We start from the raw sequence: 15,240 nt of genomic DNA, 5'->3' as shown, positions 1-15,240 counted from the left end.
CCAGGCTCTGAGGGATTGTTGATGGCCCGATTCAGTGACGATATCCAGTCTCCATCGGTCTTGATTTTCGACTGGCACGGCACGTTAGTGGATACCCACGACGCCATGTTCAGCGCCATGGAAGACATGCTGCCTCAGCTGGAGGAACTGGGTCTGGTGGAGCGGCTGCTGCCGGAATACCAGTGCCGCACCGCGGACGACGCCCGGCTGGTACGCTACATCCGGATTTTCCGGCGACTGCATCCGCGCATCCTGGCGGAACGCCGGGTGTCGAGGACCGACATCTTCAACGCTGTTTTTGGCGACGACAAAGACGCCAAACTGATTGCCCACCAGGCCTACAACGCGGCGTATCGCCGTTATTTTGGCCAGGTAAAGCCGTTCCAGCCGGGCGCATACGAATACCTCTCGGCGCTAAAAGCCATGGGAATGCGGCTGGCGGTATCCACCAATCGCAACCGGGAATTTCTCGACCAGGAGCTGCTCACGGTGGATGAGGGCCGTTGGCAGCATCTGTTTGACGCCACCGTGTGTGCGGACGATGTCACCGAGTACAAGCCCGACCCGGAGGTCATTCTCAAGGTTCTCGAGACCCTGGGGCTGCCGGCAGACAATCGCGCCTGGTATGTCGGTGACAGTTACGTGGACATGCTGACGGCCAACAAGGCCGGTGTGTCCGGAATCTTCTACAACGGTGCCTGCTGGGAGCCGGGACGCATCGACAGCTGGTTCTCCCGTCGTGACGCGCCCGCGGCGATTCTCGACAGCTTCGAAGATCTGATGGATTTACTGGCCCTGCTGGAGCGTAATGAACCCGGGGCCTTTCGCCAGTCTCCGGCGGAAGTCCGGCCGCGCCCGTTTCCGCCACCTCCGCGCCCGGAGCCACGGATCGAGCCGGATTGGCACCCCGCGGTTGTGCGGCTGATCCGGCCATCGGTGATTCTGTTTGACTGGCACGCCACCCTGGTGGACACCCTGGACGCCATGTATCACGCGGTGGATGACATGCTGCCGGATTTCCACACGCTGCAGCTGATGAACCGGATGGTGGCGCCGGAAGACAGCAAGACGCCAGAAGACGTCCGGCTGGTTGCCTATGTGCGGGAGTACGCCCGGCTGCACCCAAAGGTGAAGGCGGACCGCAAGATATCCCGCACCGACATTTTCGAGGTGTTGTTCGGGGAAGATCAGGAAGCCAAGCAGGTTGCTCACAAGGCGTTCAATCATCACTACCGCAACCACTACGGCACGGTGAAGGCGTTCGAGCCGAAAGTCCGGGAGGTGCTGGAAGGCCTTGCAAGACTGGGTATTCAGGTGGGCGTGATCACCAACCGCGACCGGGAATTTTTTGAGCACGAACTGGCGGCGGTGGAGAACACCGGCTGGACCGAACTGTTCGAGGTAGATGTGTGTGGTGACGACACGCCGTTGCGCAAGCCGCACCCAGACCAGTTGTTGCTGGCGGTGCAGAAGCTGGATTACCCGCCGGACCCCAGCGTCTGGTATGTGGGTGACAGCACCACCGATGTGATTGCGGCCAAGCGCGCCGGTATGACCTCGGTGTTTTTCAATGGCGCGCAATGGGACCAGCCATGGCTCAACAAGATCTTCCCGGGCACCCACAAACACCCGGACAAGCCGGATGCTGTGGTAAATGATTTCTCGGAGTTCTGGGCCCTGGTGCTGGCCTGCGAAGTCGGGCCGCCGTAACCGTCAGTCCCGGTCAAGGCGGGACAGGGCGATCCGTTGCTTGATCGCCGACATGCCGAGGCATCGGTCGTCACGGTTACTGCTCGCAATGCCCGCTATACGTTGCGTTACAGCTTTTCAATGTTGATCAGCAGCTGTTCCCCCCGCTTCAACAGGGCCGCGCGCTGCTCCGGTTTCTGTTTGTCCCAGTTGCGATACATCATTCCCATGCGCGGGTTGTTGGCGAAATCATCGCGGTGGCGATCGATAAAATGCCAGTACAGGGCATTGAAGGGGCAGGCATCGCCTTCGGTGGATTTGTTGACCTTGTAGTGGCAGCTCTTGCAATGATCCGACATCCGGTTGATGTACTTGCCACTGGCCGCATAGGGTTTGGAGCCCAGGTAACCGCCATCGGCGTGCATCACCATGCCCAGCACATTGGGCAGTTCCACCCAGTCGTAGGCGTCGGCGTACACCGCCAGGTACCAGTCACAGATCTCTTCCGGTTTGATCCCAGCCAGCAGCGCGAAATTGCCCGTGACCATCAAGCGCTGAATGTGGTGGGCATAGGCGTTGCGGCGGGTCGCGTCGATGGCTTTGTGCATGCACCGCATTTTGGTGTCGCCGGTCCAGTAGAACCAGGGCAGGGCACGGCTGTTGCCAAGTCGGTTTTCAGCAGCATAGCCCGGCATGTTCAACCAGTAGATGCCCCGCACGAATTCCCGCCACCCGAGAATCTGGCGAATGAAACCCTCTACCGCATTGATCGGTGCGCGTCCGCCATACCAGGCCTGGGCAGCAGCCTCACACACCGCCAGTGGATCCAGCAGGCCGGAATTGATGTAAGGAGAGAGGATGGAGTGGAACAGCCAGTCCTCGTCATCGGACATGGCGTCCTGGTAGTCGCCGAAACAGGGCAGAGCAAAATCGATAAAGTAATCCAGTGCCTGCGCCGCATCATCAGCGGTCACGGCGAAATGGAAATCTTCCGTGGTGCCAAAGTGATCGGCAAAGTATTCATCCACCTGCTTGATCACCTCTGTGGTGATGGCGTCGGGCTCTACCCGGAATGGCGCCGGTGCCGGTGGCTTGCCGGTCCACTTGCGGCGGTTGTCAGCATCGAAATTCCACTGGTCACCTTCCGGCTTGCCCTCAGGGGTCATCAGTAATCCGGTTTTTTTCCGCATTTCCCGGTAAAAGAACTCCATCCGCAGCTGTTTGCGACCTTCGGCCCAGTTGGCGAACTCCTGTTTGCTGGCAATGAAGCGTGTGTCCGGGCGGATCTCTACCGGCATCCCCAGCCGCTCATGCCACTGACTTATCTGCTCGTGCAGACGCCACTCGCCGCACTCGGTCGTGATCACCCGGTCTGCGCCGGCATCTCTCAGCTGGCCGGCGATGACCGCTTCCAGACTCTGTGCTTCGTTGTCCGGGTGATAGTGCTGGTAGTGCACCTGCCAGCCATCCGCCTCCAGTTGCCGCGCGAAATGGCGCATGGCGCTGAACAGCAGCACCAGCTTTTTCTTGTGGTGATTGGTGTAGCTGGCCTCGTCGTGTACCTCAGCCATCACCACCCGATCCCGCTGGCGGTCGCCGTTCTCGAGTGCGCTGATGTCGGTCGTCAGCTGGTCGCCGAGGATCAGGATCAGGTTTGCCATGGCCGGGGTGCTCCTTTGCGTGCGGGTGGGCCTCAATCAGGGGTAGTGGGAATACGCCGGAGGCACAAGGGTGGTTCAGGTGACGGTGGGATTGAATGTGTCCCGGGCCAGTTTGAGGCCCGTAAGCTGATCCGTATCAAATCGGACACCCTCAGGTTGCCCTACTATGGGCGGCATTCTGATCTGACCCTTCCCCACGTTCCGAGTTTGACCATGGCTTCCAGTTCCGCACTTGCTTCCACCTGCCAGCCCTTCATCTGGGATGATGCGTTGATCCAGCGCTATGATCTGAGTGGCCCGCGCTACACCTCTTACCCGACAGCCGTTGAGTTCGACCCGCAGTATCCGTTGACGGACATGGTGCAGGCGGCTGCCCGCAGCGGAGCCAGTGGCCGGCCTCTGTCACTCTATACGCACCTGCCGTTCTGTGCGCACCTTTGCTACTACTGTGCCTGCAACAAGGTGATCACCAAGAAACGTGACAAGGCCATGCCCTATGTGGAGCGCTTGCTGAAAGAGGCCGCTATGCAGGCGCGACTGTTTGGCGCCGAGCGACCCGTGCGTCAACTGCACTGGGGCGGTGGTACCCCCACCTTCCTGCCAAAAGATGTGATGGCTCATTTGATGGCGGGCTATGGCGAGCTGTTCAATCTGCAGCGCGATAAAGAGCGGGACTACAGCGTGGAGATCGACCCGAGGGAAGTGGATCAGGACACCCTGCCAACGCTCTGGGATCTGGGCTTCAACCGTATCAGCCTGGGGGTTCAGGACCTGAATCCCCAGGTGCAGAAAGCCGTCAACCGCATCCAGCCCCGGGAGATGACCGAGGCCGTGCTGAACGAAGCCCGTCGACTCGGTTTCCGATCCATCAATCTGGACCTGATCTACGGCCTTCCCCATCAGACGCCGGAGAGTTTTGCGGCAACGCTGGAGGCTGTCATCGACATGGCGCCGGACCGGCTCTCGGTGTTCAGCTACGCCCACCTGCCAGACCGCTTCTACCCGCAAACCCGCATCGTTGCGGATACCCTGCCAACACCACAGCAGAAGCTGACCATCCTCCACAACACCATCAACCGCTTGCTGGAGGCCGGCTACGAATACATTGGTATGGACCACTTCGCGAGGCCGGACGACAGCCTTGCCGTGGCCCAGAAGGAAGGGCGGCTGCACCGGAACTTCCAGGGTTACACCACCCATTCCGACTGTGATCTGGTGTCGCTGGGGGTGTCCGCTATCGGCCAGACCGACGATGCCTATTTCCAGAACAACCACGACCTGCCGGTCTGGGAAGCGGCCATAGACGCCGGGCAGCTCGCCATCACCAAAGGCGTGAACCTGACCCGGGACGATCGTATCCGCCGCTGGGTGATCGGCCAGTTGATCTGCCAGTTCCGGCTGGAGCGGCAGCGGTTTGCGGACCAATGGGGTGAGAACCCGGATCGCTACTTCGCCGACGAGTTCCGCCGGCTGCAACCGATGATGCGCGACCAACTGATTTCCGACGACGGCCGAACGCTGCAGGTGCTGCCCGCGGGGCGGTTGCTGATACGGGCAATCTGCCAGATTTTTGATCTGTACAGGAAGTCGGGGGCAAGCCAGCGATTCTCGCGGATCATCTGATGGAATCTTCGACGTCCATCTCGATGATGGATCTGAGGCAACGGACCGAAATCAACCCCCGGTCATGTTCATAAACCGCAGGATCTGCACGTCGCCATCGGTCGAGAAGTGGTGGCGTTCAGGCTTCAGGTCCATGGCATCGATGATGGCCTGACGCAGAGGCGCGTCCGACTCGGGATGGGCGCGCAGCACATGGCGCAGATCCACCGAATGCTCGTTGCCGAGGCAGAGCAACAGGCGGCCTTCCACGGTCATTCGGACACGATTGCAGGTGGCGCAGAAATTGTGGGAGTGGGGGGAGATGAAACCAACCCGGATGTCGCTGTCGGCCATCCGGTAATAGCGGGCCGGGCCGCCGGAATCCTCCGGGGTCGGCGTCAGTTCATGATGCTGGCCGATGATGCCGCGCACTTCGTCACTGGTACACAGCACCAACCCGCGATCGTGATCGGAGATCTCGCCCAGTGGCATTTCCTCAATAAAGGTAATGTCCACCTTCTTCTTGCGGGCAAACTCTACCAGCTCCGGCACTTCCTGATCGTTGCCGCCTTTCATCACCACGGTGTTGAGTTTGATGCCCTGGAACCCCGCATCTTTGGCCGCCTCAATGCCTTCCAGCACCTGGCTCAGCCGTCCGGTGCGGGTAATGCGATGAAATTTGTCTGGGTCCAGAGAGTCCAGGCTGATGTTGAGCCGGTTCAGCCCCGCCTTGCGCAAAGGTTCGGCCATGGTTGGCAGCTGGCTGCCGTTGGTGGTCATGGCAAAATCCCGCAGGCCATAACCGCCGATTTCCTTCACCAGCTCCAGGATATCCTTGCGCACCAGGGGCTCGCCTCCGGTCAGCCGGATTTTTTCAGTGCCCAGGGAGACAAACGTTCTTGCTACCCTGGCAATTTCCTCCAGGGTAAGCACCTGCTGACGCGGCAGGAATGCCATCTCTTCGGCCATACAGTACACGCAGCGGAAATCGCATCGATCAGTAACGGACAGACGCACATAATTAACGGTGCGGCCGAAGCGGTCTGTCAGCGTAGTCTGTGGCATGGAGGCGATCCTGTTACAGCACTGTTGTTCGATGTCTGAACTTCAGTAGAACAAGGATCGCCTGCCGGATCAATCCTTCTGATAGCACGCCCGGAATGATCAAGGGCCACCACCTGCCAGGTAACGCTCAAGACCTCAATGATGAGGACCACGTCGCGCGCCTGGTTTCGCTCCGGCGACTGGGAAGACCTGTGCATTAATTGCCGGTACAACTTGCGTTCTTTGTCGCGGTGCAGCGGCTTCGGGCACAAGCACGGTGAACGGGAGAACCGGATTCAAAGTTCTTGCGTATATCTTTGCCGGATTTGGGCACAGCCCCAAGTATTCACAATGTCGGCGTTCCTGAGCACCAGGCCGTCGTGTGAACCGGTTAACTGCTTCCCTGGAGTATTTGAATGCACATCACCCGTTACACAGATTATTCGATTCGCGTGCTGATCTATCTGGCAGTGCAGGGTGATCGTCTGACCACCATTCAGGAAATTGCTGATAGCTACGAGATCTCCAAGAACCACCTGATGAAAGTGGTCCACCAGCTCAACAAGAAAGGCTACATCGAAACCGTTCGCGGCAAGAAAGGGGGTATGCGCCTGCACATGGCGCCCGGTGACATCAACATGGGCATACTGGTTCGTGAAACCGAGCAGGACATGAGCATCGTTGAGTGTTTTTCCTCGAAGAATGCATGCCGCATCGCGCCGGTGTGTGGCCTGAAATCGATGTTTGCGGAAGCGCTTGACGCGTTCCTCCGTGCGCTCGACAAGTACACCCTGGCAGACATCATTCAGGAACAGCATCGGCCGCAATTACTGCGGCTCTTGCAGATAGCGTGAGACAGAAAGGTCGCCACCGGGACTGTCCGATGGCGACCAAGGCCGGGCTTAGGCCATCTGTGGGGCGATGCGCTGGCGCACACGATCCGGCAGTGAATAGCTGACAATGCGCTTGAGCACGGTGCCGTACTGCTTGGCAAAACTGCCGGTGTTGTAGTGAATGCCGTGTTTCTTGCACACCGCTTGCACTTTCTCGGAAATTTCCGGGTAGCGATGAGCTGGCAGATCCGGGAACACGTGGTGCTCCATCTGGTAGCTCAGGTGGCCACTCAGCAGGTGCACAAATTTGTTGCCGGAGAAGTTGGACGAGCCGGTCAGCTGACGCAGGTACCAGTGGCCTTTGCTTTCCCCTTCACACTCTTCCTCGCTAAAGGTTTCCGCGTCCTGGGTGAAGTGACCGCAGAAGATCACCGTGGATGACCACAGGTTGCGAATCAGGTTCGCGCCCAGATTGCCCGCCAGCACGATCGGCGCCACCGGGAAGGTGAGCAGCGGGAAGAAGGCGTAATCCTTGAAGGCCTGGCGGCCGCCTTTGCGCAGGAAACCCTTCAGGAACGGGAGTTTTTCCCTGAGCGTTACTTCGCCCCGGCGCACACGCTCGAACTCCATTTCGTGCAGTGCCACACCCCACTGGAAAAATACGCTCAGCAGCACGTAGTTGACGAACTGCAGGCTGTGGGCAGGGCGCCATTTTTCATCATCGCTCAGGCGGAGCAGGGCGTAACCGTAGTCCCGGTCCTTGCCGATGATGTTGGTGTAGGTGTGGTGCTCATAGTTGTGGGTCAACCGCCAGGAGTCGCTGTCGCACGCTGTATCCCACTCATAGGACTGCGAGTGCAATGACGGGTCATTCATCCAGTCATACTGGCCGTGCATGACGTTGTGGCCAATTTCCATGTTCTCGATGATCTTGGAAATGCCCAGCGCGACCGTAGCCGCCACGAATACCGGCGGGATAAAGCCGAAAGGCATCATCACCCGGCCGCCCACTTCCAGTGCGCGGTGCAGGCGCACCACGCGGCGGATGTAGTTGGCGTCGCGTTCACCCAGGTCAGCAATGACCTCATCGCGGATGGCGTTCAGGTCCTGCTCGAGTACACTAAGTTGTGCTTCGGTCATCTGTTTCATGTTAGTGCTCCTGTTCTATTCAGTTAAAGCTCGACGGTGACGGGGCCTTGGGGGACGGATATACACAATTGAATGTTTTCCTCTCCGGGCCCGGAGCTTTTTCCGGTTAAACGATTTACAACGGTGCCGCTGGTTTTCTTGCAGCTGCATTGATGGCAGATGCCCATGCGACACCCGTAACGGGGTGACAGTTTTGCTGCCTCGGCGATGTCCAGCAGTACGGCATCGCCTTCCGACGAAACGTTCAGATCACTGCGGCTGAAGTGGACGGCGCCGCCGAGGCTGTCGGTGTCCAGCGCGGCCTTGGCCGCGGCAAAGAAGGTGCTGTGTCTGCGGTCCTGGGCAATACCCTGGCGGTCCAGCAGATCGCCGGCCAGATCCATCAGGCCCTTGGGGCCGCAGAGGTAGCAGCGCCGCGCCGTGATCTCCGACACCTCTTCCAGATCGCTTTCACGCAGGAAACGCGGTTGTTCGCTCTCATTGGTCGCCAGCACGTTCAGAGTGAGGGCGGGCCAGTTCTGCCGCAGGCTGTAGAGCTTTTCGGCGCCGATGATGTCGGCCTGCGTGCGCACGAAGTACAGCAACGTGACTGGTGCCTGGTAATCGGCGGCTGCCAGTGTTTCCAGCTGGCTCAGCACGGGTGTGATACCGCTGCCGCCGGCGATGTACAACAAGGGTTCACTGATCTCCGGCACCAGGAACTCGCCAAAGGCCTCGCCCAGGCCGAGGGTGTCACCTGCTTCGAGGTTGTCGTGCATCCAGTTGGTGACCCGTCCGCCGGGCAGGCGTTTGATGGTCAGAGTCACGATGCCGTTGTCCTGCCATTGCGCCGGGGCACTGGACAGACTGAACGTTCGGTTACGGCGTACTCCGTCAATATCAACACAGATGTTCACATGCTGACCGGCTTCGAACCCGGCCCAGCGTTTTGCCGGCTTGAGTACGAAGGTTTTGGTGTCTGCAGTCTCGTCAACAATGCGCTCCACACGGGCAGGAGTGTACTGTTGTACCCACATGGGGTTGATGCGCTCGAGCAGCGGGTCGAAAAAGGCAGCCGGGTCTTCCCGGTTAAAAAGCTGCTTGCCCAGCCACTGTAGTGCGGATGATCTTTCAATTCTGGATAACATATTGGCTCTCTCCATCTGTACCGTTGTGTACAGTTGTTCACTTATGTGTACGACTGTACACACGGAGGTGTTGGCGAGCAATCAGTGCTCTCGCTGTTGGCGCAAAATGACAAGCGTGATGTACTTTATGTTTCCGGAATGTGTACACTTGTGTACCGGATATAACTGAAACCTGCAGTACGGTGAAGGCATGGCAGAAAAGCAGCGGCGCAAGCCGGGAGAAACGCGGGAAAAACTGATGGCTGCGGCATTAACGCTGGTGGGCAAGGGCCGTCATTTTGCCAGTCTCGGCATTCGCGAGGTGACTCGCCAGGCGGGTGTGGTGCCCACGTCCTTCTATCGTCACTTCCGAAATATGGACGACCTGGGGTTACAGCTGGTGGACGAACTCGGGCTGGTGCTCAGGCGCATGATGCGGGAGGCCCGCAACAACGTACTGCAGGCCGACAAACTGATGGAAGAATCGGTGGGCATTTTTATTAACCATGTACAGGCCAACCGCAGTTTCTTCTTTTTTATGGCCCAGGGCCTGGCCGGAGAAAGCCGGGCCGTGCAGGAAGGCATTCGCAGCGAAATGCGGTTCTTTGCCAGTGAGCTGGCCAACGATCTGCGGCGGCTGCGGCTGGCTGAGCATCTGAGTGACGGCGATCTGGAAATGACCTGTGACCTGGTGGTCCGCAGCGTGGCGTTCAGCCTGACCGACCTGCTGGGGGTGTCACCGGATGACGACTACCAGATCGATCAGATCCGTAAACGCACCACCCGCTTTCTGCAGCTGATCTTTGTAGGCGCCGCCCACTGGAAGAGTGAGGGCGCCTGAACCCGCTGCCTCAGACCAGCGAAGCCACGCCGATGGCGATCAGTGTTGCCAGTACGGGTATGGCGACGGTAACCACGAAAATGTCCTTGTACGCCTCTTTATGCTTCAGGCCCATGATCGTCAGCATCGCGATCACGGCACCGCAATGTGGCAGGGAATCAATGCCGCCAGAGCCCAGCGTTGCGATACGGTGGAGCTCCTCCGGTGCGACCCCCATGGCAAGGTAGTTTTCTGCGAAGGTCTGCATGAAGATCTGTAACCCACCAGAGCCGGAGCCCACAATGGCTGACACCACACTGACCGACGCAAACACCGACAGCAGCGGTGGCAGCGGAAGATCCAGTACCCACTGAGCGAACGCACTGAAACCATCGGTCTGAGTGACCACGCTGCCGAAACCGATCACCGCCGCGGTGTTGAGCAGGGGCATGATGGCATCGTTGGCGCCGGCGCCCATGCTTTCCATGGCTTTCTGGCGAAAATCCGGGAACAGCAGTACGCAGCTTGCGGCACCGATCACCAGTGCAATGCTGGGCCAGATGATCGGCTCGCCGTTGGCAAAGCCGATCACGGCGGTATCACTGTCGGCCAGTCCCAGGGCGATCAGCAGCCGCGGTAGAATGATCGTGCCCAGTACCAGCGCCAGCGGCAGAATGCTCAGCTGCCACCTGGGCCCGTGTTTCAGAGCCGGGGCCATGCTTTCCATGTACTCGTCCTGGGCATTCACCGCATAGCCTTCACCCATCGCCCGGGCCTTGGTCCACTGGCGTTCCAGATAGACCATGCCTGCCACAAACATTACCACCGCTGCGGTGAGGCCGATCAGGGCGCCTGCGAACAGGTCTGTGCCCAGGGCAGATGCCGCAATGACGTTATGAATGGACGGGGTGCCCGGCAAGGCGGTCATCGTGAACGTGCCGGCGCCAAGCGCTATGGCCCCGCAAAACAGACGCTTGGGCAGGTTGGCCTCGCGCATCAGTGCAACACCGAGTGGGTACATGGTGAAAACCACCACAAACACCACCACGCCGCCGTAGGTGAGCAACGCGCACACCAGCATGGTGATCAGGATGGTGTGTTTGGCACCCAGCCCGCGGGTAATGGCGCTGGCAATGGAGCCTGCGGCCCCGCTGGAGGCCATCATCTTGCCGAACACCGCCCCGGCCAGGAACAGCACGAAAAACTTGCCGGCAAAGCTGAACGCGCCCAGCGGCCCGAACGGGAAATGCTCCAGCAGGGTCGGTGAAATGCCCAGGCCATTGGTGACCGCCACCAGCAGGCTGGAGACCAGCGCCGCAATCAGGATATTGACGCCCCGCAGCGCCATGATAATTAACAGGACGAGACCGGCCAGAAGGCCCAGGTTGGCAAGCATGAGGATCAATCCGTTTGTTGTTGTTTGGAAGTCCGGGGGTTACATGACCCCTTCGGCGTCCTTGTACAGCGAGCGTACCGGTTGCGCGAACACCCGACGGACCATAGGCTCGAAGTAGGACAACGGCAGGCTGTCTGCGTCCGGGTCAAACGCCGGCGAGTCGTACTTGTGAACGAACTCGAGGGTCTGCTGGAAATGCGGATGGTCGCGGTACTGCTCCCGCATATCCCGGTCCATGCCCAGATAATGGAAGAAGAAATAGCCCTGGAAAATGGCGTGGTGTTTCACCATCCAGTGATTGGCCTCACTGACGAACGGCTCCAGCAGCACGGCGGCCACATCGGCGTGATTGTAGGAACCCAGGGTATCGCCAATGTCGTGCAGCAGGGCACACACCACGTACTCGTCGTCCTTGCCATCGCGATGGGCCAGCGTGGCGGTTTGCAGGCAGTGGCTCAGGCGGTCAACGGGAAAGCCGCCGAAATCGCCTTCCAGCAACTTCAGGTGTGCCAGAATGCGTTCGGGCAGTCCTCTGGCGAATTCGCCGAAGGACGAGGCGATGATTTGCCAATCCTCGGGTTTGCCGTCTTTCATGTGGGTAAACGTGGCCTGTTTTTCGGCTTGATGGTTCATGGGGATCTCCTCTCAGTGCCGGAAGCCGGGGTCGATACGGTCCAGTTTGCGCAGAAGCCCCGGCCACGCCAGCTTGCCGCCGAGACCCTTGGTGACCTGATCGGCCTGTTGTTTGATGGTGTCGACAATGCCCGTTGGAATTGGTGTCAGCGGGCGGTTGCCCGACAGGGCACGGACCTGGATTTCGCAGGATGTCTGCAGGATGTACATGGCGAGAAAGGCGTCGGCAATGCTGCTGCCGGTGGTCAGCAGGCCGTGATTGCGCAGAATCATGTAGTTGGTATTACCCAGGTCTTTCTGCAGCCGTGCTTTCTCGTCCTCCCGCAGAGCTACGCCTTCGTAGTCGTGGTACGACAGGCTGGCCAGCGCAAACAGGCTCTGTTGTGACAGCGGCATCAGGCCGTCCTGCTGGGCCGACACGGCAATGCCGTCGGTGGTATGCAGGTGCATCACGCAGGCGGCGTCGTCCCGCACGGCGTGAATGGCACTGTGGATGGTGAAGCCGGCGGGGTTGATGTCGAAGTCATCAGGGTTGATCTTGTTGGCGTCCTGATCCACGCGCACCAGGCTGGAGGCGGTGATCTCTTCGAACATCATGCCGTAGGGGTTGATCAGGAAGTGATGCTCATCGCCCGGAATCCGCGCGGAAATGTGGGTAAACACCAGGTCGTCCCAGCCATAGAGGGCAACCAGGCGGTAGGCGGCGGCAAGATCCACCCGCAACTGCCACTCTTCCTCGCTGACGGACGCTTTTTTTGACGGAATTGAAAGCTGTGCTGACATGGCGTGCCTCTCTAATCGGATTTCTTGTTGGCGTTTGTTGTGGTCGAAGCCCTGATCTACCACCGAGTGTAGGGAAGAGTGATCGGCGAACACTGTCAATTGGTTTACAATTCGGGGTATGACCGATATTCAGACTGTGCTTGCCGACTGCCCGCTGTTCTCCGGCTTTCCCCAACCGGCGTTGGATGAGCTTGCTGCGATTGCCCGCATCCGCCGGTTCGAGGCTGACGAGCTGATATACAGCAAGGGTTCGGCCACCTCCACCCTCAACGTGATTGCCTCCGGTGTGGTGCGGATCAGTTCGGTCAATCCAGCCGGGCGGGAGGCCACGCTGATCATGTTCAGTGCCGGCACCTGGTTCGGAGACTCGGTGTTTTCCCCGGGAATGCGACGGGTCTACGGGGCAACCGCTCACGAGGCGGCCACCCTGATTGAAATGCCCGGCGACACCTTTCGTCATCTGATGGCAAGGCACCCCCAGTGCTACCCGGTGATCCTCGATATGGTCAGCCGCCGTTTGTGGGCGGCGATGTCGATTATTGAGGACGATGCGCTGCGGGGCATTGCCGCGAGGATTGGCCGTCGCCTGTTGTTTCTGGCCGAAATTCAGGGCAATGGAGAGGCAGGCTCGGAGCCGGTGACCATCTGGATCACCCGCGAGCACATCGCCAACATGATGGGCATGACCCGCCAGGGTGTGCATAAATGGATCAAGGATTTCGAACGGCGGGGTTTGCTGCAACTGGGTTATGGCCGGATCAAACTGACCGATCCGGCCGCCCTGCAGCGTCATATGGAGACCGTTGACTAGCCCCGGCCCGCTGCTGGGGCCGGCGTCGTCTCAGGTCTTGGGTGTGGCTTTCTTGCGCGCGGCTTTCCGGGGTTGCGCCGCCGGCTTGGCAGCGGGCTTCGCCGCTGGGGGCAGAATCAGCCCCGCCAGTTCCTCCAGCGCCTCACCGGTGTACACCGCCAGTTTCTGCATGCTCGGCAGGGTATCGCGACAGCCGGTGAAACCGAAATTCAGTGAGCCCGCGTAACTCAGGCAGGTGATGTTGAGTGCACCGCCGTGGGCAATCAGCGACACCGGGTACATGGCTTCCAGTTTTGCGCCTTCGTAATACAGCGTCTGCTCCGGGCCCGGCACGTTGGAAATGGTCACGTTGAACACCGGCCGCATGCGCCCGCCCATGCCGGACATCAGCTGCAGGATGTACGGTGACATCAGCAGCATGGTGTACTGGGTCAGCGCCTTGCGGGGCAGCTTTTGCAGGTGCTCCTTGGCGCGGCGGGTTGACTGCTTGATGTGGGCCAGCCGGGTCAGCGGGTCGGCCTGATCCGTAGCCAGCGACGCGATCATGAAGCTGATCTGGGTGCCGGTGCCCTGATCATCCGCGGGGCGGATGTTGACCGGAATCCCAGCGGTCAAAGGCGTGTCCGGAATGTGGTCCTGCTCGATCAGGAAGCGGCGCAGGGCGGTGCCGCACAGGTACAGCACGATATCGTTCAGCGAACCCTGGGCAGCGTGGGCCAAGGCCTTGAGGTTTTCCAGCTGATAATGCTGGGTGGCGAAGCGGCGCTGGCCGGTGACCCGGTGATTCAGCAGCGACACCGGCCCGGCAAACGGCGTGGTGAGGCCGTCTTCGGGGTGGCGCGCTGACTGGACCAGCCGCGACATCGCGCCCCACAGCCGTGGTGTCAGGTCCGCCTGCAGCTTCAGTGCGTCCATGGCCTGTGAAAAAGCCGCCGGAATGCTGCCCTCCCCGGCGGTCTTGCTGCCGCGCTTGCGCTCCGGACGCACCGACCAGGGCGGCAGCATGTTGGTTTCAGCGGGATCTGTGCTCAGCACCCGCTGCATCAGCCGCACGCCACTGATGCCGTCGATCATCGAATGGTGCATCTTGGTGTAGAGCGCAAACCGGTTGTTCTCCAGCCCCTCAATGATGTGGCACTCCCAGAGCGGGCGGGAGAAATCCAGCGGGTTGGAATGTAATCGCGACACCAGAATGCCCAGCTCCCGCTCGCTGCCCGGGCGGGGCAAGGCTGAGTGGCGAACGTGGTAGTCCAGGTCCAGGTGTTTGTCGGTCTTCCACATGGGCGCCACCAGGCGTCCGAGAAAGCCGGAATACCCCAGTTTATAGCACCACGGGGGCGCGAGTTCACCGTCCTCTTTCATGCGTGCAAGCATGTCCCGGAGGAAAGTCTCGGGTGCGTTGTCAGGGAGTGAAAAAATTTGCAGGTTGCCCACGTGCATCGGAGTGTCTTCCGATTCCACCGCCAACCAGGATGCATCCAGTGTGCCCAGGCGTTTCATTCAGTGTCCTCTTGCTTGTCCTTGAGTCCGTTCGACTTGATTCTGTTTGTATTTTTATTAGATGAGGAGCGTAAGTATACGCAACTACAACCGTTAAACACACGCTCATCGGCTGTAAAGGTTCGGCTTTATTGTCGTTGCGGCGCTGGCCTGCACGCACGGCTGGCGGCTGTGTTACATCTTGTTGCCAAATCCCTGTCACCAGGCATCGTT

General features: G+C 59.7%; 13 protein-coding genes. 5 read left to right on the top strand and 8 right to left on the bottom strand.

Annotated elements, in window-relative coordinates:
• The first annotated feature begins 21 nt into the window (after positions 1-21).
• On the top strand, positions 22-1,710 hold the full coding sequence (locus tag MLC70_RS06150) for an HAD family hydrolase (protein WP_248182270.1): 1,689 nt from the start codon (positions 22-24) through the stop codon (positions 1,708-1,710).
• Positions 1,711-1,817: 107 nt separating this feature from the next.
• Here the strand turns inward: MLC70_RS06150 and MLC70_RS06145 are convergent, their stop codons facing one another.
• Positions 1,818-3,350: a cryptochrome/photolyase family protein gene (locus MLC70_RS06145; RefSeq protein WP_248182269.1), complete on the bottom strand. Its 1,533-nt coding sequence runs from the start codon at positions 3,348-3,350 to the stop codon at positions 1,818-1,820.
• 213 nt (positions 3,351-3,563) lie between these two features.
• Here MLC70_RS06145 and hemN point away from each other — a divergent pair, with 213 nt between their 5' ends.
• Positions 3,564-4,973 carry an oxygen-independent coproporphyrinogen III oxidase gene (gene hemN / locus MLC70_RS06140; protein WP_248182268.1) on the top strand — a complete coding sequence of 470 codons (1,410 nt, stop codon included), beginning with the start codon at positions 3,564-3,566 and terminating at the stop codon, positions 4,971-4,973.
• Positions 4,974-5,024: 51 nt separating this feature from the next.
• Here hemN and moaA read toward each other — a convergent pair whose 3' ends face one another.
• A complete protein-coding gene (gene moaA / locus MLC70_RS06135) occupies positions 5,025-6,017 on the bottom strand; it encodes a GTP 3',8-cyclase MoaA (RefSeq protein ID WP_248182267.1) in 993 nt (330 codons plus the stop codon).
• Positions 6,018-6,412: 395 nt separating this feature from the next.
• Here moaA and MLC70_RS06130 point away from each other — a divergent pair, with 395 nt between their 5' ends.
• Positions 6,413-6,850, top strand: coding sequence for an RrF2 family transcriptional regulator (locus MLC70_RS06130; protein ID WP_248182266.1), 438 nt, complete (start codon positions 6,413-6,415; stop codon positions 6,848-6,850).
• Between the two features lie 48 nt (positions 6,851-6,898).
• Here the strand turns inward: MLC70_RS06130 and MLC70_RS06125 are convergent, their stop codons facing one another.
• Together MLC70_RS06125 and MLC70_RS06120 are read right to left on the bottom strand one after the other, a co-directional pair.
• The gene (locus MLC70_RS06125; RefSeq protein ID WP_248182265.1) at positions 6,899-7,978 is read right to left on the bottom strand and encodes a fatty acid desaturase family protein; all 1,080 of its coding nucleotides are present in this window, start codon (positions 7,976-7,978) and stop codon (positions 6,899-6,901) included.
• A gap of 23 nt (positions 7,979-8,001) precedes the next feature.
• Positions 8,002-9,105: a ferredoxin reductase gene (locus tag MLC70_RS06120; RefSeq protein WP_248182262.1), complete on the bottom strand. Its 1,104-nt coding sequence runs from the start codon at positions 9,103-9,105 to the stop codon at positions 8,002-8,004.
• A gap of 190 nt (positions 9,106-9,295) precedes the next feature.
• On the opposite strand from MLC70_RS06120, the gene MLC70_RS06115 reads away from it, so the two are divergent.
• The gene (locus MLC70_RS06115) at positions 9,296-9,925 is read left to right on the top strand and encodes a TetR family transcriptional regulator (protein ID WP_248182261.1); all 630 of its coding nucleotides are present in this window, start codon (positions 9,296-9,298) and stop codon (positions 9,923-9,925) included.
• Positions 9,926-9,935: 10 nt separating this feature from the next.
• Here MLC70_RS06115 and MLC70_RS06110 read toward each other — a convergent pair whose 3' ends face one another.
• From MLC70_RS06110 to MLC70_RS06100, 3 genes are read right to left on the bottom strand one after another with little or no spacing between them, the layout of a single operon-like run.
• A complete protein-coding gene (locus MLC70_RS06110; protein ID WP_248182259.1) occupies positions 9,936-11,300 on the bottom strand; it encodes a GntP family permease in 1,365 nt (454 codons plus the stop codon).
• A gap of 39 nt (positions 11,301-11,339) precedes the next feature.
• Entirely contained in the window at positions 11,340-11,933 is a 594-nt protein-coding gene (locus MLC70_RS06105) for an HD domain-containing protein (protein WP_248182257.1), read from the bottom strand.
• Positions 11,934-11,945: 12 nt separating this feature from the next.
• Positions 11,946-12,716 carry a class II aldolase/adducin family protein gene (locus tag MLC70_RS06100; protein ID WP_248182255.1) on the bottom strand — a complete coding sequence of 257 codons (771 nt, stop codon included), beginning with the start codon at positions 12,714-12,716 and terminating at the stop codon, positions 11,946-11,948.
• Positions 12,717-12,834: 118 nt separating this feature from the next.
• Here MLC70_RS06100 and MLC70_RS06095 point away from each other — a divergent pair, with 118 nt between their 5' ends.
• Complete coding sequence (locus MLC70_RS06095; RefSeq protein WP_248182254.1) at positions 12,835-13,527, top strand: Crp/Fnr family transcriptional regulator; 693 nt, start codon at positions 12,835-12,837, stop codon at positions 13,525-13,527.
• Positions 13,528-13,557: 30 nt separating this feature from the next.
• On the opposite strand, the gene MLC70_RS06090 is transcribed toward MLC70_RS06095, so the two are convergent.
• Complete coding sequence (locus MLC70_RS06090; protein WP_248182251.1) at positions 13,558-15,027, bottom strand: WS/DGAT/MGAT family O-acyltransferase; 1,470 nt, start codon at positions 15,025-15,027, stop codon at positions 13,558-13,560.
• Positions 15,028-15,240 lie beyond the last annotated feature (213 nt).

Origin of the sequence: Marinobacter goseongensis, assembly GCF_023156235.1 — a bacterium.
Taxonomy (GTDB): Bacteria; Pseudomonadota; Gammaproteobacteria; order Pseudomonadales; family Oleiphilaceae; genus Marinobacter; species Marinobacter goseongensis.
The sequence above is the reverse complement of the archived record's forward strand: the minus strand, read 5'-3'. Positions and strand labels throughout refer to the sequence as shown.